General features: G+C 70.2%; 17 protein-coding genes and 1 pseudogene. 3 read left to right on the forward strand and 15 right to left on the reverse strand.

Annotated features, from left to right (window positions below):
• From AB0J09_RS28025 to pyrR, 15 genes and pseudogenes are all read right to left on the reverse strand, one after another.
• Positions 1-395 (reverse strand): annotated as a pseudogene (locus AB0J09_RS28025) (primosomal protein N'); the annotation flags it as partial.
• 350 nt (positions 396-745) lie between these two features.
• A complete protein-coding gene (gene metK, locus AB0J09_RS28030) occupies positions 746-1,933 on the reverse strand; it encodes a methionine adenosyltransferase (RefSeq protein WP_360697263.1) in 1,188 nt (395 codons plus the stop codon).
• A gap of 128 nt (positions 1,934-2,061) precedes the next feature.
• Entirely contained in the window at positions 2,062-2,385 is a 324-nt protein-coding gene (locus tag AB0J09_RS28035; RefSeq protein WP_360697266.1) for a hypothetical protein, read from the reverse strand.
• Between the two features lie 208 nt (positions 2,386-2,593).
• Positions 2,594-4,171, reverse strand: coding sequence for a bifunctional phosphopantothenoylcysteine decarboxylase/phosphopantothenate--cysteine ligase CoaBC (gene coaBC, locus AB0J09_RS28040; RefSeq protein ID WP_360697269.1), 1,578 nt, complete (start codon positions 4,169-4,171; stop codon positions 2,594-2,596).
• A gap of 8 nt (positions 4,172-4,179) precedes the next feature.
• A complete protein-coding gene (gene rpoZ, locus AB0J09_RS28045; protein WP_043638590.1) occupies positions 4,180-4,449 on the reverse strand; it encodes a DNA-directed RNA polymerase subunit omega in 270 nt (89 codons plus the stop codon).
• 5 nt (positions 4,450-4,454) lie between these two features.
• On the reverse strand, positions 4,455-5,048 hold the full coding sequence (gene gmk / locus AB0J09_RS28050; protein ID WP_360697272.1) for a guanylate kinase: 594 nt from the start codon (positions 5,046-5,048) through the stop codon (positions 4,455-4,457).
• A gap of 116 nt (positions 5,049-5,164) precedes the next feature.
• Positions 5,165-5,488: an integration host factor, actinobacterial type gene (gene mihF / locus AB0J09_RS28055; RefSeq protein WP_020541698.1), complete on the reverse strand. Its 324-nt coding sequence runs from the start codon at positions 5,486-5,488 to the stop codon at positions 5,165-5,167.
• Positions 5,489-6,256: 768 nt separating this feature from the next.
• On the reverse strand, positions 6,257-6,952 hold the full coding sequence (gene pyrF, locus AB0J09_RS28060) for an orotidine-5'-phosphate decarboxylase (protein ID WP_360697302.1): 696 nt from the start codon (positions 6,950-6,952) through the stop codon (positions 6,257-6,259).
• Between the two features lie 85 nt (positions 6,953-7,037).
• Positions 7,038-8,015 carry a dihydroorotate dehydrogenase gene (locus tag AB0J09_RS28065; protein ID WP_360697275.1) on the reverse strand — a complete coding sequence of 326 codons (978 nt, stop codon included), beginning with the start codon at positions 8,013-8,015 and terminating at the stop codon, positions 7,038-7,040.
• Complete coding sequence (locus tag AB0J09_RS28070) at positions 8,005-8,871, reverse strand: dihydroorotate dehydrogenase electron transfer subunit (protein WP_360697305.1); 867 nt, start codon at positions 8,869-8,871, stop codon at positions 8,005-8,007. The genes AB0J09_RS28065 and AB0J09_RS28070 overlap by 11 nt, the downstream gene beginning before the upstream one ends.
• A 23-nt stretch (positions 8,872-8,894) precedes the next feature.
• Positions 8,895-12,182 (reverse strand): carbamoyl-phosphate synthase large subunit, encoded by a 3,288-nt coding sequence (gene carB / locus AB0J09_RS28075; protein WP_360697277.1) that lies wholly within the window; start codon positions 12,180-12,182, stop codon positions 8,895-8,897.
• Entirely contained in the window at positions 12,169-13,275 is a 1,107-nt protein-coding gene (gene carA, locus AB0J09_RS28080) for a glutamine-hydrolyzing carbamoyl-phosphate synthase small subunit (protein WP_360697280.1), read from the reverse strand. The genes carB and carA overlap by 14 nt, the downstream gene beginning before the upstream one ends.
• A complete protein-coding gene (locus AB0J09_RS28085) occupies positions 13,272-14,561 on the reverse strand; it encodes a dihydroorotase (protein WP_360697283.1) in 1,290 nt (429 codons plus the stop codon). Before AB0J09_RS28085 ends, carA begins: the two co-directional genes overlap by 4 nt.
• Before the next feature lie 61 nt (positions 14,562-14,622).
• Positions 14,623-15,540, reverse strand: coding sequence for an aspartate carbamoyltransferase catalytic subunit (locus tag AB0J09_RS28090; protein ID WP_360697286.1), 918 nt, complete (start codon positions 15,538-15,540; stop codon positions 14,623-14,625).
• Positions 15,537-16,082 carry a bifunctional pyr operon transcriptional regulator/uracil phosphoribosyltransferase PyrR gene (gene pyrR / locus AB0J09_RS28095; RefSeq protein WP_360697289.1) on the reverse strand — a complete coding sequence of 182 codons (546 nt, stop codon included), beginning with the start codon at positions 16,080-16,082 and terminating at the stop codon, positions 15,537-15,539. The genes AB0J09_RS28090 and pyrR overlap by 4 nt, the downstream gene beginning before the upstream one ends.
• A gap of 205 nt (positions 16,083-16,287) precedes the next feature.
• On the opposite strand from pyrR, the gene AB0J09_RS28100 reads away from it, so the two are divergent.
• Genes AB0J09_RS28100 through AB0J09_RS28110 form a run of 3 tightly spaced genes read left to right on the forward strand, consistent with a single transcriptional unit; the run spans position 16,288 to position 19,912 of the window.
• Complete coding sequence (locus AB0J09_RS28100) at positions 16,288-17,532, forward strand: arginine deiminase (protein ID WP_360697293.1); 1,245 nt, start codon at positions 16,288-16,290, stop codon at positions 17,530-17,532.
• A gap of 12 nt (positions 17,533-17,544) precedes the next feature.
• Entirely contained in the window at positions 17,545-18,480 is a 936-nt protein-coding gene (gene arcC, locus AB0J09_RS28105) for a carbamate kinase (protein ID WP_360697296.1), read from the forward strand.
• A 10-nt stretch (positions 18,481-18,490) separates the two neighbouring features.
• A complete protein-coding gene (locus AB0J09_RS28110; protein WP_360697299.1) occupies positions 18,491-19,912 on the forward strand; it encodes an amino acid permease in 1,422 nt (473 codons plus the stop codon).
• Positions 19,913-20,082 lie beyond the last annotated feature (170 nt).

The following is a 20,082-nucleotide window of genomic DNA, read 5'->3' on the forward strand; positions in this document are numbered from 1 at the left end:
TCCGACTCGGCCTTGGCGTGGCGGGGCGGGACGGCCAGGCGGAGCACATCGGTCAGGGTGCCCGCGTACCGGTCGGCGACGGCCCTGGCCAGCCCGGCGATCTCGGGAGTGAGCACGCGCTCTGGCGAGACCACGCGTTCGAGCGGCATGAGCTTTCCGTCGTGCTCGCTCTCATCGGCGCGTTCCAGCAGGAACCCGTCGACCAGCTTCCCCGCGAACCGCACCCGCACGCGCACTCCCGGCTCGGCCGTCTCATGCATGGAGTCGGGCACCAGGTAGTCGAAGGGGCGGTCGAGGTGCGGGAGCGGGCTGTCCACCACGACCCTCGCGACGGGCCGGTCAGGAGCAGGTACGGTGGCGCCTTTGGTGTCCCTCGACGACGCTGGGGGCCGCACGGCGTCGAGCGGCAGAAGGGCGTCGTCGGAGTCGGTCACGCATAACGTCTACCAGACCGTTCCTAAGAACCGAGCACGAGTTGCGTGTGCTCAGTCGGACACCCCGAACGGTGTGGGGCCCTGCGACGACTGCCCGTCGGATGGGCGCGGCGAGCCCAACCCGCCGCACGCCAAACCAGAACCATCAGCCCGCGTCGCCCACCACGCCTGGCCGGCGGGCCGACGAGGGCGGGTCGTCGCACGGAAGGCAGGGCGGTGTCGCCACCGTACGCCACCATGCCGCATCTCGCCGACCGCCCGGCGGCGGGACGGCCGGCGGGCGGTGGCGGGGACGACTGGTGAGCGGTGGGTCAGAGGCCGACGGCGGTCCGCAGGGCCTCGGCGCGGTCCGTGGACTCCCAGGAGAAGCCCTCACGGCCGAAGTGCCCGTAGGCGGCGGTCTCCGAGTAGATCGGGCGCAGCAGGTCCAGGTCGCGGATGATCGCCGCCGGGCGCAGGTCGAACACCTGGAGCACGGCGTCCTGGATCTTCTCCACCGGCAGCTTCTCGGTGCCGAAGCACTCCAGGAACAGACCCACCGGCTGCGCCTTGCCGATCGCGTACGCGACCTGAACCTCGCACCGGTCGGCGAGGCCGGCGGCGACGATGTTCTTGGCGACCCAGCGCATGGCGTAGGCGGCCGACCGGTCCACCTTGGACGGGTCCTTGCCGGAGAAGGCGCCGCCACCGTGGCGGGCCATGCCGCCGTAGGTGTCGATGATGATCTTGCGGCCGGTGAGGCCGGCGTCGCCCATGGGGCCGCCGATCTCGAAGCGGCCGGTCGGGTTGACCAGCAGGCGGTAGCCCTCGGTGTCGAGGTCGAGGCTCGCCAGCACCGGATCGACCACGTGCTCCTTGATGTCCGGCGTGAGCATCTCCTTGAGGTCGATCTCCGCCGCGTGCTGCGTGGAGACGACCACGGTGTCCAGCCGGACCGGCGTGTCGCCGTCGTACTCGATCGTCACCTGGGTCTTGCCGTCAGGGCGGAGGTATGGCACCACACCCGTCTTGCGCACCTCCGACAGCCGCTGCGCCAGCCGGTGGGCCAGGATGATCGGAAGCGGCATCAGCTCCGGGGTCTCGCGGCAGGCGTAGCCGAACATGAGCCCCTGGTCGCCAGCGCCCTGGCGGTCGAGCTCGTCGCCGTCGCCGTCCACCCGGTGCTCGTAGGCGCTGTCCACGCCCTGGGCGATGTCGGGCGACTGCGCGCCGATGGACACCGACACGCCACAGGAGGCGCCGTCGAAGCCCTTGTGCGACGCGTCGTAGCCGATCTCCAGGATCTTCTCGCGGATGAGGGCCGGGATGTCGACGTAGGTCTCAGTCGTGACCTCGCCTGCGACATGGACCTGGCCGGTAGTGATCAGCGTCTCGACCGCGACCCGGCTCTTGGGGTCGTCCTTGAGCATGGCGTCGAGAATCGCGTCACTGATCTGGTCAGCGATCTTGTCCGGGTGGCCCTCAGTGACCGACTCGGAAGTGAACAGGCGACGTGACAACTCAGTGGCTCCTCATGCAGCGGCTGCTGACGAATGTAAGGCCCAGGGCGCATGGGCGCGCCTGAGCCTCGCCGAAGTCTAGCCCTACCCGGCGCTGGGGCGCGAAACCGTCCACTATCTGGCTCCCGTCACAGCTCAGGCAGGGGGTCGGGTGGCAGGGTCTCCGGCGCGAAGATCTCCGCATCGGCGGCCGCCACCACGGCGGCGTACTCCTCATCGAACTCGAACGCCATCGAGTCTAGCTCGATGATCGGTCCAGGCTTGATAGGGCCGAGCCGAGTGTTTCGCGGGAAGGCCGCGAGCACCGCGACTGGCCGATCACTCCTGAGCGTCCTGGTGGCCACCACCGATATGGCCGAGCCCGTGACCACGATCAGGAAATTCCCCGTCCCCGTCGTTCCCGCGGACACCGCGGGGAAGACGTAGTGGATCTCCCCTTGGTCGCCGAGCAACGTTCTACAACGATCCCTGACAGCAGAACCCACCGGCATTCCATCCCCCCTTCGCCCAAGTATCCGCAGGCACGCGGGGATGTAGCAAGAGCTGATCAGGTAATCGGTCTTGCGCCATTTGTGCGCGTCGCTGGGCCCTCGTCCCTTCTAGGGCTTACGCACCCCTTCTAGGACGTACGCACCGCTCCGGGCCGAGGTCCTGCGTGGGTCAGGACAGTCGCGCGGCGACCAGGTCCCACACGGCGTCGGCGACGTCCTCCTTGGGCCCGAACGGCACCTCGACCGGCTCTCCACCCGCGACGAGCACGGTGGCCGCGTTGTCGGGGGTGCCGAAGGCGAGGCCCTCCCCCACCTGGTTGACGACCAGCAGGTCGCAGCCCTTGCGCGCGAGCTTGGCCTGTCCGTTGGCGAGCACGTCGTCGGTCTCGGCCGCGAACCCGACGATCACCTCCGGGTACGCCCCGCGTGGCGCGCCGCCACCCGGACCCGGCTCAGCCGTCGCCGGACGGCTCTGCGGGACGCCGTCACCTGACGCCGCCTCGACGTTCGCCCGCAAACCGCTGGAGGCACCGCCACCCCAGGGCAGGGCCGGGTCGCCCGGCGCATCATCACGAGAGGCGCCGCCGACCGGCTGCGACTTCGAGTCGGTGGATGCTCCACCGCGAGCGACACCGCCGACCGGCCGCGGTCTCGCGTCGGCCGGTGCTCCGTCGTGGAGGGCGCCGTCGGTGGGCTGCGGCGCAGGGGTGGCCGGCTGCGGGGTCGCGCCGCGCGCGGCGCCGGGAGTCGACGGCTGAAGGGCCGATGGGGCCGGCGTTCCACCGCCGGAACGTGTCTCGGCCGCGCGGGCGTCGCGGCGGAGTGCGCCGAGTTCGGCGAGGATGTCGGGGTTCTTCGTCAGAAAGATCGGCTCGGGCTCGCCGTCCGTCTTCTTGATCTTCGTCTCGTGCCGCGTCGCGGGCCGGAAGTCGGCCACCGCTGCGGCCATGACCACCACGTCGGCGTCGGCCGAGGCGGCGAGCACCGCCTCGCGCAGCTCGCCCGCCGACTCCACCCGGACGACCTTTGCCCCGGCGGGGTCGGGCAGCGCCACGTTCGCCGCGACCAGGGTCACCTCGGCGCCCCGGGCGGCGGCCGTGCGGGCCAGGGCGTATCCCTGCAGCCCCGAGGAGCGGTTGCCGATGTAGCGGACCGGGTCGATCGCCTCGCGGGTGCCGCCGGCGGATATGACGACCTTGCGCCCGGCCAGGTCGCGGGGCCGGCCGCGCAGCACGCGCAGGCAGAGCTGGAAGATCTCGCCCGGGTCGGGCAGGCGGCCGGGGCCGGTGTCGGCCCCGGTGAGGCGGCCGACGGCGGGGTCGATCACGACGGCGCCCCGCTCGCGCAGCGTCGCGACGTTGGCGCGGGTGGCGGGGTGCTGCCACATCTCGGTGTGCATCGCGGGCGCGAACACGACCGGGCACGTGGCCGTCAGCAGCGTGTTGGTCAGCAGGTCGCCGGCCAGCCCGTGGGCCGCCCTCGCGAGCACGTCGGCGGTCGCGGGCGCCACCACGACGAGGTCGGCCTGCTTGCCGATCCGGACGTGGGGCACCTCGTGAACGTCGTCCCACACCTCGCCCGACACGGGGTTGCCCGACAGGGCGGCCCAGGTGGGCGCGCCCACGAACTTCAGCGCCTCGCGGGTCGGGACGACCCGCACCTCGTGCCCGGACTCGGTGAACAGGCGCAGCAGCTCACATGCCTTGTACGCGGCGATGCCGCCACTGACGCCCAGGACGACCTTCATCGAAGGGGTCAGACCGCGCCTTCGATCGGCTCGGCGTTGAGCAGGCCCTCGGAGACCTCGCGCAGCGCGATGGACAGCGGCTTCTCCTGCGCGTGCGTCTCGACCAGCGGCCCGACGTATTCGAGCAGGCCCTCGCCGAGCTGGGAGTAGTAGGCGTTGATCTGGCGAGCGCGCTTGGCGCCCATGATCACCAGTGAGTATTTGCTGTCGACGATGTCGAGCAGCGCGTCGATCGGCGGGTTGGTGATGCCCTCCGCGGCCGGGGTGGTGCCTGCCACGATTGTCAGACCTCTCGGTTGGTGGTTGTCGTGACCCCCTGAGGGTCAGTCATCAAGGCTATCAGCCGAGAGCACACGTCTTGGACGTTCGTGTTCACGAGAGTCAGGTCGAACTCCGGCTCCGCGGCCATCTCGACCCGCCCCGCCTCGAGGCGGCGTGCGATGACGTCCTCCGGCTCGGTGCCGCGGCCGCGCAGCCGCTTCTCCAACTCCTCCCAGCTGGGCGGAGCAAGGAACACCAGCAGCGCCTCAGGCATGCTCCCGCGCACCTGCCTGGCGCCTTCGAGATCGATCTCGAGCAGCGTCGGCACGCCGTCGGCGAGCTTCTTCAACACCGGCTCGCGCGGCGTGCCGTAGCGGTTACCCGCGAACTCCGCCCACTCGAGCAGCTCGCCGGCCGCCACGAGCCGGTCGAACTCCTCGCCGTCGACGAAGAAGTAGTGAACCCCGTTCACCTCACCGGGCCGGGGCCTCCTGGTGGTCACCGAGACCGACAGCCACACCTCGGGGTGTGCCCGCCGGAGCTCGGCGACGACCGTGGACTTGCCGACGCCCGACGGCCCTGAAAGGACCGTCAGCCGCCGTTCGCTCAAGGGCAAGAATCCGACCTCCGCTCCGGGCCCGAATGCCTCATAGGCACTGACTTCGCCGGACCAGGACCCGTCGGTCACTTTCCTACCCCCCGTTGAACCTGCGCTTTCTTGTGGAACAGAGATTAGCTCTCGTTGCCACCGAACTCGCGCTCGAGGGATGCCCTCTGGTTCGCGCCGAGACCCCGCACGCGGCGGGACTCGGCGATGGCAAGCCGCTCCATGAGCTGCTTGGCGCGGACCTTGCCCACGCCGGGGAGCGATTCCAACAGGGCCGACACCTTCATCTTTCCGATGACGTCGTCGGTCTGCCCGTCCTTGAGCACCTCAGCCAGAGAAACCGCGCCATGCTTGAGCCGGTTCTTGACCTCGGCACGCTCTTTACGGGCCTTGGCAGCCTTCTCCAGGGCTGCGGCGCGCTGCTCAGGGGTCAGTGGAGGAAGAGCCACGCCGGGTCACCTCGAATTTCTGTCGATGTACTCGGACGGGAAGGGAAACTAGCTGGTCATCGCCCCCTAAGCAACGTCAAGAGCCGTTTCTCTCCTCACAAAATCCACTTCATCGCTCTCCGTATCCGTAAAATCACATTCCGCTAATGAAATCGCCCTCACTTCCCGCTTCGCGCGTCGGCTCACGACGGTGTCGCGAAACGCAACGATGATCACATTCCAGTCAGCCACCAATGTCCGAAACCCCGCCCACACCAGGCCCGAAACCAAAACGAAGATCGCTCACAAATGCCCTCGCGAATGCATTACGATCTTGTGAGGGCGGCAGGCGCCCATGATCCAAATCGCCCCACCCAACCGGCCTTCGCACGGCGACGCTCGTGGGGTCCAGACGGCCATGATCCGGGCGCCCCGGGACGGCGGGGGGTGGCACGCGCGCGTCGCGTCAAGGACGTCAGTGGCGCCCGGCGAAACGTCCGCGCGACCATTCCGACGACTCGCCACGGTCATGGTCAAGCGTGCGCTCGTCACGGCGAGCAACCCGTGAGCCTTCACGACCGGCCATGACAGACGGCAGGGGACGTCGGCGCGTGCGGCCCACTGTGCGCAGCCGTAACGGATGGGCAGTTTGATGGGCGCGCGGCCCACCGTTGCGCAGTCGCAACGGATGGGCGGTTTGACGGGCGTGCGGCCCACCGTGCCACGGCCGCAACGCACGGACGGGGCGAGGAAACGGGGATCAGCCGCAGCGGCGGGACATCAGAGAGATCACGATGCGCGGCGGAGAGACGCCGCGATGGAGGCGGCCGTGGCGCCGGGATCCGGGGAGCCGGTGATGGGGCGGCCGATGACGAGGAGGTCGGCGCCGTCGGCGAGTGCCTGTTCGGGCGTGGCCACCCGCGCCTGGTCCTGCGTGTCGGCCCCCGCGGGCCGCACTCCGGGCGTGATGAGCGTGATCCCCTCCCCCACCTCCGCCCGCACCGCGGACACCTCGTTGGGCGAGCACACCAGCGCTGTGGCCCCCGACTCCACCGACAGCGCGGCCAGGCGGCGTACGGCGTCGTCGGCCGGCCCCATGAGCCCGATGCGGCCCAGGTCTTCCTCGCTCAGCGAGGTCAGGATCGTCACAGCGGCGATCTTGGTGTGCGGGTCGGCGGCCTCCACGGCGGCGCGGATCATGGCCGGGCCGCCGGTGGCGTGCACGGTGAGGATCGCCGGACGCAGCCGCGAGACCGCGCGGGAGGCGCCGGCGACGGTGTTCGGGATGTCATGGAGCTTGAGGTCGAGGAACACCTGCACGCCGCTGGCCCCCCGTACGGAGGCGATCACGTCGGGGCCGTAGCGGAGGTAGAGCTCCAGACCCACCTTGACCGTGCTGACGTGCGGAGTCACCAGGGCCGCCCACTGGGCGGCGGTCTCCAGGTCGGGGGCGTCCAGGGCGACGGCGATGGGCGCGGGAGTCAGGGGGGGTGCGGGAGTCAAGACGTGCTCTCCTCGATACGGCAGATACGACAGAAATGGCGGATATGGCGGATATGACGACTGATGGTCACGGGGCGCTCTCTTCGGAGTCGACGAGCAGGTGGCGGGGGGCGCTGCCCGGCGGGCGGTGGGCGAGGCCCACGGCGTCGGCCAGGCGCTGGAAGCCGCGGGCCCTCAGCAGGTCCTCCAGCTCGCGTTCGATGCGCAGGCAGGCATAGGGGTCGTGGAACAGCGCCGTGCCCACACCGACCACGCAGGCGCCCGCCAGGACGAGCTGGAACGCGTCCCTGCCGGTCATCACACCGCCGATGCCGATCAGCGGCACCCCCGGGAGGGCCGCGTGCACCTGCCACACGCACCGTACGGCCAGCGGCAGGATGGCGGGCCCCGACAGCCCCCCGGTGACGGCGGCGAGCGAGGGCCGCAGCGACTCGGTGTCGATGGCCATGCCGAGCGGATTGTTGATCATGGACAGCGCGTCGGCCCCCGCGTCCACACAAGCCCGGGCGACCGACACGATGTCCGCCACGTCGGGCGCGAGCTTGGCCACGACCGGCACGTCGTAGCGCATGATGGACCGCACCGAGGCGATCACCTCGGCCGCCGCGCTGCCCTCGCGGGCGAAGACGCGTCCGCGGTCCTCCATGTTCGGGCAGGAGAGGTTGACCTCCAGCGCGGTGACCCCGGGCGCGTCGGCGAGCCTGCGGGCCAGCTCGGAGTACTCGGCGACGGTGCCGCCGCCGATCGAGACGATGGTCTTGATGCCCCTCTGGGCGAGCCATGGCAGCTCCCGCTCCAGGAAGGCGTCGATGCCCGGGCCCTGCAACCCCACGGCGTTCAGCATGCCCGAGGGCGTCTCGGCCATGCGCGGCGTGGGCCGCCCCGCACGGGCCGCCATGGTGATCGAGCGGGTGGTCAGCGCTCCGAGCCGGTGCAGGTCGAAGAACTGGGCCAGCTCTCGCCCGGAAGAGGCGCATCCGGCGGCCGTGGTGATCGGGTTCGTCAGCTCGACGTGCGCCAGAAATGTCCGCATATCAACTGACATGTCGTGCACCGCCTCCGGGGGCGCCGAGCGCGTCGAACGGGATCGTTCCCACGTCCTCGAAACGCACCCGCTCCCCCCGGAACACCGGCCCTTCAGCGCACGCCCGAACCATCCTGGTCACCCCGTCGTCCCCGATGACGGGCAGCACGCACGTCATGCACACCCCGATGCCGCAGGCCATCGACTCCTCGACGGCCACCTGCACCGGGATGTCGAACTCCATCGCCACCGCCGTCACGGCCCGCAGCGTCTCCATGGGCGCGCAGGCGTAGACGGCGTCGGCCCGCGTGTCGGCGATCACCGACGGTAGCGCGTCGGTGACCTTTCCGCGTAGCCCGAGCGAGCCGTCCTCGGTGGTCAGCGTGGTGGTCTCGGCGATCCTGCGGGCCCGCATGGCCCCGAACACCCGCTCCGCCCCGGTGCCGCCCAGCACGAAGTCCACCCGGCAGCCCCGCTCCAGCAGCGCGTCGGCCAGCGGGAACAGCACGGCGGAGCCGTAATCGGAGCCGACCAGCACGCAGTGCGCGGGGTCACGCGGCAGCGGAAAGGGCCGGCCGAGCGGCCCGACCAGGTCGAGCGTGTCGCGGGCACGCCGCTCGGCCAGCCAGGCCGTGCCGGGCCCTGAGGCGGTGAAGACCAGTTCGACCGTGCCGCCATAGTCGGACTTGACATCGTGGATGGTCAGCGCGCGGCGCGTCACCATCGACGTGTAAGCCCCGCCGACCGCCACGGAGACGAAGTGACCGGGGCGGTAGCGCTCGGCTATGCCGGGCGCCACCACCGTCAGCGCATGGTAGGCGTCGACCCGGCGCGTCGTCAGCACCGTGCCAGTCACCTGCACCGGAGTGCCGGCCAGTCGTCTTCACCTCCCGTGCGGGGTCAGCCCCGTAGTGCCTGTGCGTGCTCCTGGAGGGACCGTACGCCGACGTCGCCGCGCACGATCGCCTGGATGCCCGCCGCCGCGGCCGCCAGCCCCGAGACCGTGGTGATGCACGGGATGCCGCGCAGCACCGCGGCAGTGCGGATCTCGTAGCCGTCGAGCCGTGGGCCCGACTGTCCCGGGCTGCCGAAGGGCGTGTTGACGATCAGGTCGACCTCGCCGTCGAGAATGGCCTGCACGCTCGTGGGCTCACCTCCGGGACCCGTCCCCTCGCTGTGCTTTCGCACGATCTTGGCATGGACACCGTTACGGCGCAGCACCTCTGCGGTGCCCTCCGTAGCGAGGATCTCGAATCCGAGATCCGCCAGCGCCTTCACAGGGAAGATCATCGCACGCTTGTCCCTGTTGGCCACGGATACGAACGCGCGTCCCTTGGTCGGGAGCTCGCCGTAGGCGCCCGCTTGGGACTTCGCGTACGCGATCCCGAAGAACTTGTCGATGCCCATGACCTCGCCCGTGGAGCGCATCTCGGGCCCGAGCACGATGTCCACGCCCCGGAACCGGTTGAACGGCAGCACGGCCTCCTTGACGGCGATGGAGGAGTCGAGAGGCAGCGTCCCGCCGTCGCCGGTAGCGGGCAGCATGCCCTCCTCGCGGAGCGCGGCGACCGACGTGCCGAGCATCACCCGGGCCGCCGCCTTGGCCAGCGGCACCGCGGTGGCCTTGGACACGAACGGCACGGTACGGCTGGCGCGCGGGTTCGCCTCCAGGACGTACAGCACTCCGGCCGACATCGCGTACTGGACGTTCAGCAGCCCGCGCACCCCCACACCCCGGGCGATGGCCTCGGTGGCGGCGCGGATGCGCTTGATGTCGTGGCTGCCGAGCGTGATGGGCGGCAGCGCGCACGCCGAGTCGCCGGAGTGGATCCCGGCCTCCTCGATGTGCTCCATGACGCCGCCGAGATACAGCTCCGACCCGTCGTACAGAGCGTCGACGTCGATCTCGATGGCCTCGTCCAGGAACTTGTCCACGAGCACCGGGTGGCCGCCCTCCTGGGCCGCCATGTAGGTCGTCAGCGTGTCCTCGTCGTACACGATCGCCATGCCGGCGCCGCCGAGCACGTAGGACGGGCGGACGAGCACGGGGTAGCCGATCTCGTCGGCGATCTCCCGCGCCTCGGCGACGGTGAGCGCGGTGCCGTGCTTGGGCGCGGGCAGGCCCGCCTCGGCCAGCACCCGCCCGAACGCGCCGCGCTCCTCGGCCAGGTGGATGGACTCGGGCGAGGTGCCGACCACGGGCACGCCCGCGTCCTTGAGCGCCTGCGCGAGCCCCAGCGGCGTCTGACCGCCGAGCTGCACGATCACGCCCGCGACCGGGCCCGTCTGCTGCTCGGCGTGCACGACCTCCAGGACGTCCTCCAGCGTCAGCGGCTCGAAGTAGAGCCGGTCGGAGGTGTCGTAGTCGGTCGACACGGTCTCGGGGTTGCAGTTGACCATGACGGTCTCGAACCCGGCCCTGGACAGCTCGAACGAGGCGTGCACGCACGCGTAGTCGAACTCGATGCCCTGCCCGATGCGGTTGGGCCCGGAGCCGAGGATGATGACCTTCTGGCGCTCGCCGCTGGGGACCTCGCTCTCCTCGTCGTAGGTCGAGTAGAGGTACGGCGTCTTCGCGGCGAACTCGGCGGCGCACGTGTCGACGGTGTTGTAGACGGGCCGCAGGCCGAGGGCGTGGCGCAGGTCGCGCACCCTGGCCTCGTCGATGCCGCGGATCTCGCCGATCTGCGCGTCGCTGAAGCCGTGGTGCTTGGCCCGCTCGAGGACCTCGCCGGTCAGCTCCGAGGCGGCGGCGACCGCCTCGGCCTCCTCGTGGAGCAGGATGAGCTGGTCGATGAACCAGGGATCGACGTTGGTCGCCTCGAACAGCTCGCCGGGCGTGGCGCCCGCCCTGATGGCCTGCTGCATGGTGCGCAGCCGCCCGTCGTGCGGGGTGCGGCACTTGTCGAGCAGCTCGGCCTTGTCCCCCGTCGAGCCCGCCCAGGTGAAGGACGAGTCCTTCTTCTCCAGCGACCGGAGCGCCTTCTGCAGCGCCTCGGGGAAGGAGCGGCCGATGGCCATGGCCTCGCCCACGGACTTCATGTGCGTGGTGAGCGTCTGGTCGGCGCCCCTGAACTTCTCGAACGCGAACCTCGGCACCTTCACCACGATGTAGTCGAGCGTCGGCTCGAAGGAGGCCGGAGTCTCCTTGGTGATGTCGTTGGGGATCTCGTCGAGCGTGTAGCCGATGGCCAGCTTGGCCGCGATCTTCGCGATCGGGAAGCCGGTGGCCTTCGAGGCCAGCGCCGAAGACCGGGACACACGCGGGTTCATCTCGATGACGATCATGCGTCCGGTGCTCGGGTCGACCGCGAACTGGATGTTGCAGCCGCCGGTGTCCACGCCGACCTCGCGGATGACCGCGATGGCGACGTCGCGCATGTTCTGGTATTCGCGGTCGGTCAGGGTCAGCGCGGGCGCGACGGTGACGCTGTCGCCGGTGTGCACGCCCATCGGGTCGATGTTCTCGATGGAGCAGACGATGACGACGTTGTCGTTCTTGTCGCGCATGACCTCGAGCTCGTACTCCTTCCAGCCGAGGATCGACTCCTCCAGGAGCACCTCGGTGGTCGGAGAGGCGTCGAGCCCGGCGCCGGCGATGCGCCGCAGGTCGGCCTCGTCATAGGCGAACCCGGACCCGGCGCCGCCCATCGTGAACGACGGCCTGACCACGACCGGGTAACCCAGCTCGCGGGCGCCGGCCAGGCACTCGTCCATCGTGTGGCAGATGACCGACCTGGCCGACTCGGCGTTGAGCCCGTGCTCACGGGCGACCTTGGCGACGATCTCCTTGAACCGCTCGCGGTTCTCCCCCGCCTGGATCGCGTCGAAGTCCGCGCCGATCAGCTCGACCTCGTACTTCTCCAGCACGCCTGACTCATGCAGCGCGACCGCCGTGTTGAGCGCGGTCTGCCCGCCCAACGTCGGCAGCAGCGCGTCGGGCCGCTCCTTGGCGATGATCTTCTCGACGAACTCGGGGGTGATCGGCTCCACGTACGTGGCGTCGGCGAACTCGGGGTCCGTCATGATCGTCGCCGGGTTGCTGTTGACCAGGATGACCCGGAAGTCCTCGGCCCGCAGCACGCGGCACGCCTGGGTGCCCGAGTAGTCGAACTCGCACGCCTGTCCGATCACGATCGGCCCCGAGCCGATCACCAGGACGGACCTGATGTCCTCACGCTTGGGCACGGTTCATGACCTCACAGAACTCGTCGAAGAGATAGGCCGCGTCGTGGGGCCCCGCGGCGGCCTCTGGGTGGTACTGGACGCTGAAGGCGCGGCCGTCGAGCAGGCGCAGCCCTTCCACGCAGCGGTCGTTGAGGTTGACGTGGCTGACCTCGGCCTTGCCGTACGGGGTCTCGAACGGCCCGTCGAGCGGCGCCTCCACGGCGAACCCGTGGTTGTGCGCCGAGATCTCCACCTTCCCCGTGCGCACGTCCTGGACGGGCTGGTTGACGCCCCGGTGCCCGTACCGCAGCTTGTAGGTGGAAAGGCCCAGGGCCCGCCCGAAGAGCTGGTTGCCGAAGCAGATCCCGAAGAACGGGACCTTGGCCTCCAGGACGCTCTCGAGCGCGCTCACGTCCGCCGTGGCGGGGTCGCCGGGGCCGTTGGAGAGGAACACGCCGTCCGGCTCGACCGCCATGATCTGCTCGTACGTGGCCGTCGCGGGCAGCACGTGCACCTCGCAGCCGCGCTCGGCCATCCGGTGCGGCGTCATGCCCTTGATGCCGAGGTCCACGGCGGCGACCGTGAACCTCTTCTCGCCGATCGCGGGCACCACGTAGGGCTCCGTGGTGGCCACCTCGGCGGCCAGGTCGGCGCCCTCCATGCGGGGCGACTGCCGCACGCGCTCGACCAGCTCCTCGACCGGCTCGGTGGGCGCGGTGAAGATGCCGGCGCGCATGGCGCCGCGCTCGCGCAGGTGGCGGGTGAGCGCGCGGGTGCCGGAGATGGCGATCCCGACGACGCCCTGCTCCTTGAGGTAGGCGTCGAGCGAGCGGTTGGCCCGCCAGTTGGAGACGACTCTGGACGGCTCGCGCACGACGTAGCCGGCGACCCAGACGCGCTTGGACTCCGGGTCCTCGTCGTTGACGCCGGTGTTGCCGATGTGGGGCGCCGTCATGGCGACGATCTGCCGATGGTAGGACGGGTCCGTGAGGGTCTCCTGGTAGCCGGTCATGCCGGTGTTGAAGACCATCTCGCCGAACGTCTCGCCCTCGGCGCCGTACGGGGTCCCGTGGAAGACGCGGCCGTCTTCCAGGACTAGCACCGATGTGTTCAAACCAGCTTCCCTTCGAGAACGGTCGGCCTGCCGCGCAGGAACGTGGCCACTACCCTGCCGGGCAGCGTCATCCCCTCGTACGGGGTGTTCCTGCTCTTCGACGCGTATGCCGACGGATCCACCTCGGTGCGTACGGACGGGTTGTACAGCGTGATGTTGGCCGGAGCGCCCACCTCCAGCGGCTGCCCCTGGCCGGCCAGGCGGCCGATGCGGGCGGGGACGACGGACATGCGCTCGGCGACGCCCGCCCAGTCGAGCAGCCCGGTCTCGACCATGGCCTCCTGGACCACGCTGAGCGCCGTCTCCAGGCCGATCATGCCCATGGCCGCGGCCGACCACTCGGTCTCCTTGTCCTCGACCGGGTGGGGGGCGTGGTCGGTGGCGACGACGTCGATCGTGCCGTCGGCCAGCGCGGCCCGCAACGCCTCGACGTCGGCGCGGGTGCGCAGCGGCGGGTTGACCTTGTAGATCGGGTTGTACGCGCCCACCGGGGACTCCTCGACGAGGTCGTCGGTCAGGAGCAGGTGGTGCGGGGTGACCTCGGCGGTGATGTTCCAGCCCTTGGACTTGGCCCAGCGGATGATCTCGACGGAGCCGGCCGTGGAGACGTGGCAGACGTGCAGCCTGGAGCCGACGTGGGCGGCCAGAAGGCAGTCGCGGGCGATGATCGCCTCCTCCGCGACCGCGGGCCAGCCGGTCAGGCCGAGCCTGCCGGAGATGACGCCCTCGTTCATCTGGGCGCCGGCGGTGAGCCTGGGCTCCTGGGCGTGCTGGGCGATGACGCCGTCGAACGCCTTGACGTACTCCAGGGCGCGGCGCATCAGCACGGCGTCGTCCACGCACTTGCCGTCGTCGGAGAAGACCCGCACGCGGGCGGCCGAGTCGGCCATCGCGCCCAGCTCCGCGAGCTGCCTGCCCTCCAGGCCGACGGTCACCGCGCCCACGGGATGCACGTCGCAGTGCGCGAACTCGTGCCCGAGCCGCCACACCTGCTCGACCACCCCCGCGGTGTCGGCCACGGGCGAGGTGTTGGCCATGGCGTGCACGGCGGTGTATCCGCCCCGGGCCGCCGACTGCGTCCCGGTCTGTACGGTCTCGGCATCCTCACGGCCGGGCTCGCGGAGGTGCGTGTGCAGGTCCACGAGGCCGGGCAGCGCGATCGCGCCGCCGCCGTCGACGGCCTCGGGCCCTTCCAGACCGGGCCCGATCTCGGCGATCGTCCCTTCGGCGACGCGGATGTCGACGGGCTCCCCGCCCAGAATCCGAACGTTACGGATAATCATCATGCCTCCTTCGTCGGCACGATGATCAAGATGCTGTGCCCATTGGTTCGTTCGCTCCGCTCGCTCACGTGCTCTCTCCCCCAAGCAGCAGGTACAGGACGGCCATGCGGATGGTCACGCCGTTGGCGACCTGCTCGACGATCGTGGACCGGGCCGAGTCGGCCACCTCGGCCGCGATCTCCATCCCGCGGTTCATCGGCCCGGGGTGCATGACGATCGCGTCGTCGGGCATCTTGGCGAACCGGTCGCGGTCGAGCCCGTACCGGCGGGAGTACTCCCGCTCGCTGGGGAAGTACGCGGCGTTCATCCGCTCCTTCTGCACCCGCAGCATCATCACCACGTCCGACTTGGGCAGCACCGCGTCCAGGTCGTACGACACCTCGCACGGCCAGCAGCCGACGGAGACGGGCAGCAGCGTGGGCGGCGCCACCAGCGTGACCTCGGCGCCCAGCGTGTGGAGCAGGAGAACGTTGGAGCGGGCGACCCGGCTGTGCAGCACGTCACCGACGATCGTGACCTTGCGCCCCTCGAGGCTGCCCAGGCGGCGGCGCATCGAGAAGGCGTCGAGCAGCGCCTGCGTGGGGTGCTCGTGGGTGCCGTCACCGGCGTTGACGACGCTGCCGTGCACCCAGTTGGCCAGGCGGTGCGGCGCGCCGGAGGCGCTGTGACGGATGACCACCGCGTCGGCGCCCATGGCCTCGAGGGTGAGCGCGGTGTCCTTGAGCGACTCGCCCTTGGACACGCTCGACCCCTTGGCCGAGAAGTTGATCACATCCGCGGACAGCCGCTTGGCCGCCGCCTCGAACGAGATCCGCGTACGGGTGGAGTCCTCGAAGAACAGGTTGACCACCGTGCGCCCGCGCAGCGTCGGGAGCTTCTTGATGGAACGTTCCGAGACTCTGGCCAGCTCCTCGGCGGTGTCGAGGATGAGCAGCGCGTCGTCCTTGGAGAGGTCGCCGGCGGAGATCAGGTGGCGGTTCACTTGGCGTCCCCCTTCATGAGGAGCACGGCGTCGCGGCCGTCGATCTCCTGCAGGTAGACCCTGACCTTCTCGCTCTTGGCGGTGGGAAGGTTCTTGCCGACGTAGTCGGCGCGGATGGGCAGCTCGCGGTGGCCGCGATCGACCAGCGTGGCCAGCTGCACGGCGGTGGGCCGGCCGAGGTCGTTGAGCGCGTCGAGCGCGGCGCGCACGGTGCGGCCGGAGTAGAGGACGTCGTCCACGAGCACGACCACGCGACCGTCGATGCCGTCCGGCGGCAGCTCGGTCCGGCCGAGCGGCCGGGCGGGCTTGAGCCTCAGGTCGTCACGGTACATCGTGATGTCGATCGAGCCGACTGGGATCTTGACGCCTTCGAACTGCTGGATGCGCTCTCCGAGCCGGCGGGCCAGCGTGGCGCCGCGGGTGGGGATGCCGAGGAGTACGACGTCGTCGGCGCCCTTGGTGCGCTCGAGGATCTCGTGCGCGATCCGGGTCAGCGCTCGATGGATGTCCGGGGCTTCTAGCACGGCCCTGGAATCAGACATGGCGAATCTCACCACCTTTCCCGCCTCACGGGACGGGTCTTAAAGGGTGTTGGTCGGGACACACAGTACCAGGGGCTACCAGGAACAACGCGAGCGGCCTCCCCTGGCGTCGCGTCGCGCCGACGGGGTACGGATGGCGTACCGGCTTCCTCGGAGAGACGCTGATACTGCCCGAGAAAGCCGCCCTGGAGGGGAAACAGCGAAGATGACCTTTCACGTCGATTCCGAGGTCGGACGCCTGCGTCAGGTGCTCCTGCACAGGCCGGACCTGGCGCTCAAGCGGCTGACCCCGTCCAACAAGGACGCGTTCCTCTTCGACGACGTGCTGTGGGCCAAACGCGCGATGGAGGAGCACGAGGAGTTCCAGCGGGTGCTGACCGACCACGGCGTCAAGGTCCACGTGCTGGCCGACCTCCTCAGGGAGACCGTCGACATCCCGGAGGCGCGCAAGCACATCCTCGACGCGGTCATCGACGAGCGCTGGCTCGGCCCAGGGGCCATCGACGACGTGCGCAACACCCTCGACGGCATGGACTCGGCGACGCTGCAGCTCTACCTGACCGGCGGCGTCACCAAGCGCGAGCTGGTCGAGATGGGCTGCGACCCGGACTCGGTGACCTTCCACTCCACCGGCGACGACGACTTCATCCTGCCGCCGCTGCCCAACCACCTCTTCACCCGCGACACGTCCTGCTGGATCTACGACGGCGTGTCGATCAACGCGATGAAGAAGAAGGCCCGCATGCGCGAGACGGTCAACATGGAGGCCGTCTACATGTACCACCCGACCTTCGCCGACGGCTTCGGCCAGCCCGGGAAGGGCGGCTTCCACTGCTGGATGCCGGGGCAGTCGGTGGCGCCGGCCACCATGGAGGGCGGCGACGTGCTGGTCATCGGCCGGGGCGCGGTGCTGGTCGGCATGAGCGAGCGCACCCAGCCGCAGGCGGTCGAGATGCTGGCGCAGCAGCTGTTCGCCGCCGGCTCCGCGCGCACGATCGTGGCGCTCGACATGCCGAAGGCACGGGCGTTCATGCATCTCGACACCGTGATGACGATGCTCGACGTGGGCGTGTTCACCGAGTACGCGGGCCTCGGGATGCTGCCCGCGTACACCATCGAGCCCGGCGGGTCGCACAAGGAGCTCAAGGTCACCGACCACCCGCCCGAGCACATGCACAAGGCCATCGCCCACGCCCTCGACCTGGACGACATCACGGTGCTGACCCCCACCCAGGACGTCCGCGCCGCCGAGCGGGAGCAGTGGGACGACGGCTGCAACGGGCTGGCACTGGAGCCGGGCGTGGTCGTCGCCTACGAGCGCAACACCACCACGAACAACTACCTGCGCGACAACGGCATCGAGGTCATCACGATCAGGGGCAGCGAGCTCGGCAGGGGGCGCGGCGGCCCGCGCTGCATGAGCTGCCCGCTCGAACGCGACGGGGCATGAGGGGGTAGCCGGATGCGGGTCATCGTCGCGCTGGGCGGCAACGCGGTGCTCAAACGCGGCCAGGCGCCGGACGCGGACGTCCAGCAGGCCAACATCCGGGCGGCCGTCAAGACGCTCGCCCGGCTTGCCGTCGAGCACGAGCTGGTCATCACCCACGGGAACGGCCCGCAGGTCGGCCTGCTGGCCGTGGAGAGCGCCGCGGACCCGACCCTGACCAGGCCGTACCCCTTCGACACGCTCGGCGCGCAGACGCAGGGCATGATCGGCTACTGGATGCAGCAGGCCCTGCAGAACGCGCTGCCGGGCCGGCAGGTGCTGGCCATGGTCACGCAGACGCTGGTGACGGCCGTCGATCCCGCCTTCGAGCACCCGGCCAAGTTCATCGGGCAGGTCTACGAGCAGGAGCAGGCGGAGAAGCTGGCCGCCGAGTACGGCTGGACGGTCAGGCAGGACGGCCCCCACTGGCGGCGCGTCGTCCCCTCGCCCGTTCCCCGCCGCATCGTCGAGACCCGGCTGATCCGCATGATGATCCGCGAGGGCGTGGTCGTGATCTGCGCGGGCGGCGGCGGCATCCCGGTCGTCCGCGACGAGCGCGGCCGGCTGACCGGCGTGGAGGCGGTCGTCGACAAGGACCTCACCGCCGCGATGCTGGCCGAGGCGCTGGACTGCGACGCGTTCCTGAGCCTCACCGACGTGCCGCGCGTCATGCGCGGCTTCGGCACGCCGCACCAGAGCGAGATCGCCCACACCACGCCGCACGAGCTGCGCGCCCTGGAGTTCCCCGCCGGGTCGATGGGGCCGAAGGTGGAGGCGGCCTGCCGGTTCGTGGAGACGACCGGCGACATGGCCGCGATCGGAAGGCTCGACCAGGCGGAGCGCATACTCGAGGGCTCCGCGGGAACGATCGTGACGCCCAACGGCAGGTGGCCGCTGACGAGCACGCTGTAGGGGCTGTCCGGTGGCACTGGCCCGGCGGCTCTTCCGCACCAAGCCCACCGAGCGCATCGTCGCGGAGGCCGGCCACGGGCAGGGCGGCGAACTGCGGCGCACCATGTCGCTGTGGCAGCTCACGCTCTTCAGCGTCGGCGCCACGCTCGGCACCGGCATCTTCGTCATCCTGGGGCAGGCGGTGCCCAAGGCGGGGCCGGCGGTGGTGCTGTCGTTCGTGCTGGCGGCGATCACGGCCCTGTTCTCGGCCCTGTCGTACGCCGAGCTGGCCGGGACGATCCCGGTGTCCGGCTCGTCCTATTCCTACGCGTACGCGACGCTGGGCGAGCTGGTGGCCTGGGTCTGCGGCTGGTGCCTCATGCTGGAGTACGCCGTGTCCGTGGCGGCCGTGGCCGTGGGCTGGGGCGAATACCTGAACGCGTTCCTGCGGGCCCTGTTCGGCTTCACGCTGCCCGACGCCGTCACCCGCTCCCCCGGCCAGGACGGCGGCGTGGTCAACGTCACCGCGATCGTCATCGTCCTGCTCGCCACGTGGCTGCTGCTGTACGGGGCCTCCGAGAGCGCCACGGCGAACGCGATCTTCGTGGTGATCAAGGTCGTGGTGCTGATCTTCTTCTGCGCGGTGGCGTTCACGGCCTTCCAGTCCCGGAATTTCACGCCGTTCGCCCCTATGGGGGTGGCCGGGATAACGGCGGCGGCCTCGCAGGTGTTCTTCTCCTACATCGGTTTCGACGCCGCCTCGACCGCCAGCGAGGAGGCCAAGAACCCCAAGCGCGACCTGCCGCTCGCGATCATCCTGTCACTGGCCATCGTGACGGCCGTCTACGTGCTCGTGGCCGTGGCGGCCGTCGGCGCGATGCCGTGGACGGACTTCGACCCGAAGAAGACCGAGGCCGGCCTCTCCCACATCGCCGACCTGGCCGTCGGCGCGTCCTGGCCGGGCCTGATCGTCTCGTTCGGCGCGGTCATCGCCATCGCCAGCGTCGTGCTCACGGTCATCTACGGCCAGACCCGCATCCTGTTCGCGATGTCCCGCGACGGGCTGATCCCACGGATCTTCCAGCAGGTCGACATGCGCCACCAGGTCCCCGTCGCGAACACCCTCATCGTCGCCGCGTTCATCTCCGTGCTGGCTGGGCTCGTGCCGCTCGGCCAGCTCGCCGAGGCCACCAGCATCGGCACCCTGTTCGCCTTCGCCATCGTGAACGTCGGCGTGCTCGTCCTGCGCTACCGCAGCCCCGAGCTGCCGCGCGGCTTCCGCGCGCCGCTGTTCCCCGCCACGCCGGTGCTCGGCGCGATCTTCTGCGTCATCGTGATGGCGGGCCTGGCCGGAGTGACCTGGCTGGCGTTCGGGCTGTGGATGCTCGTGGGCCTGATCTGCTACTTCCTGTACGGCTACGGCCATTCGCGGCTGAACGCCGAGGTGACCTGAATGAAGCTGCACAACGTGCCGGCCGGCCACATCCCGGAGCCCCGGGGCCGGCACCGCCGACCAGCTCCTGCACTCGTCCTCCGTTCCCGTGCTGCTCGCCCCGCGCGGCTACGCCGACAAGCCCCTCGCCGCCCTCGAACGCCTCACCGTCGCAGCCCCGGCTGCGACGC

It is taken from the genome of Nonomuraea sp. NPDC049784 (assembly GCF_040659615.1).
Classification (GTDB): Bacteria; Actinomycetota; Actinomycetes; order Streptosporangiales; family Streptosporangiaceae; genus Nonomuraea.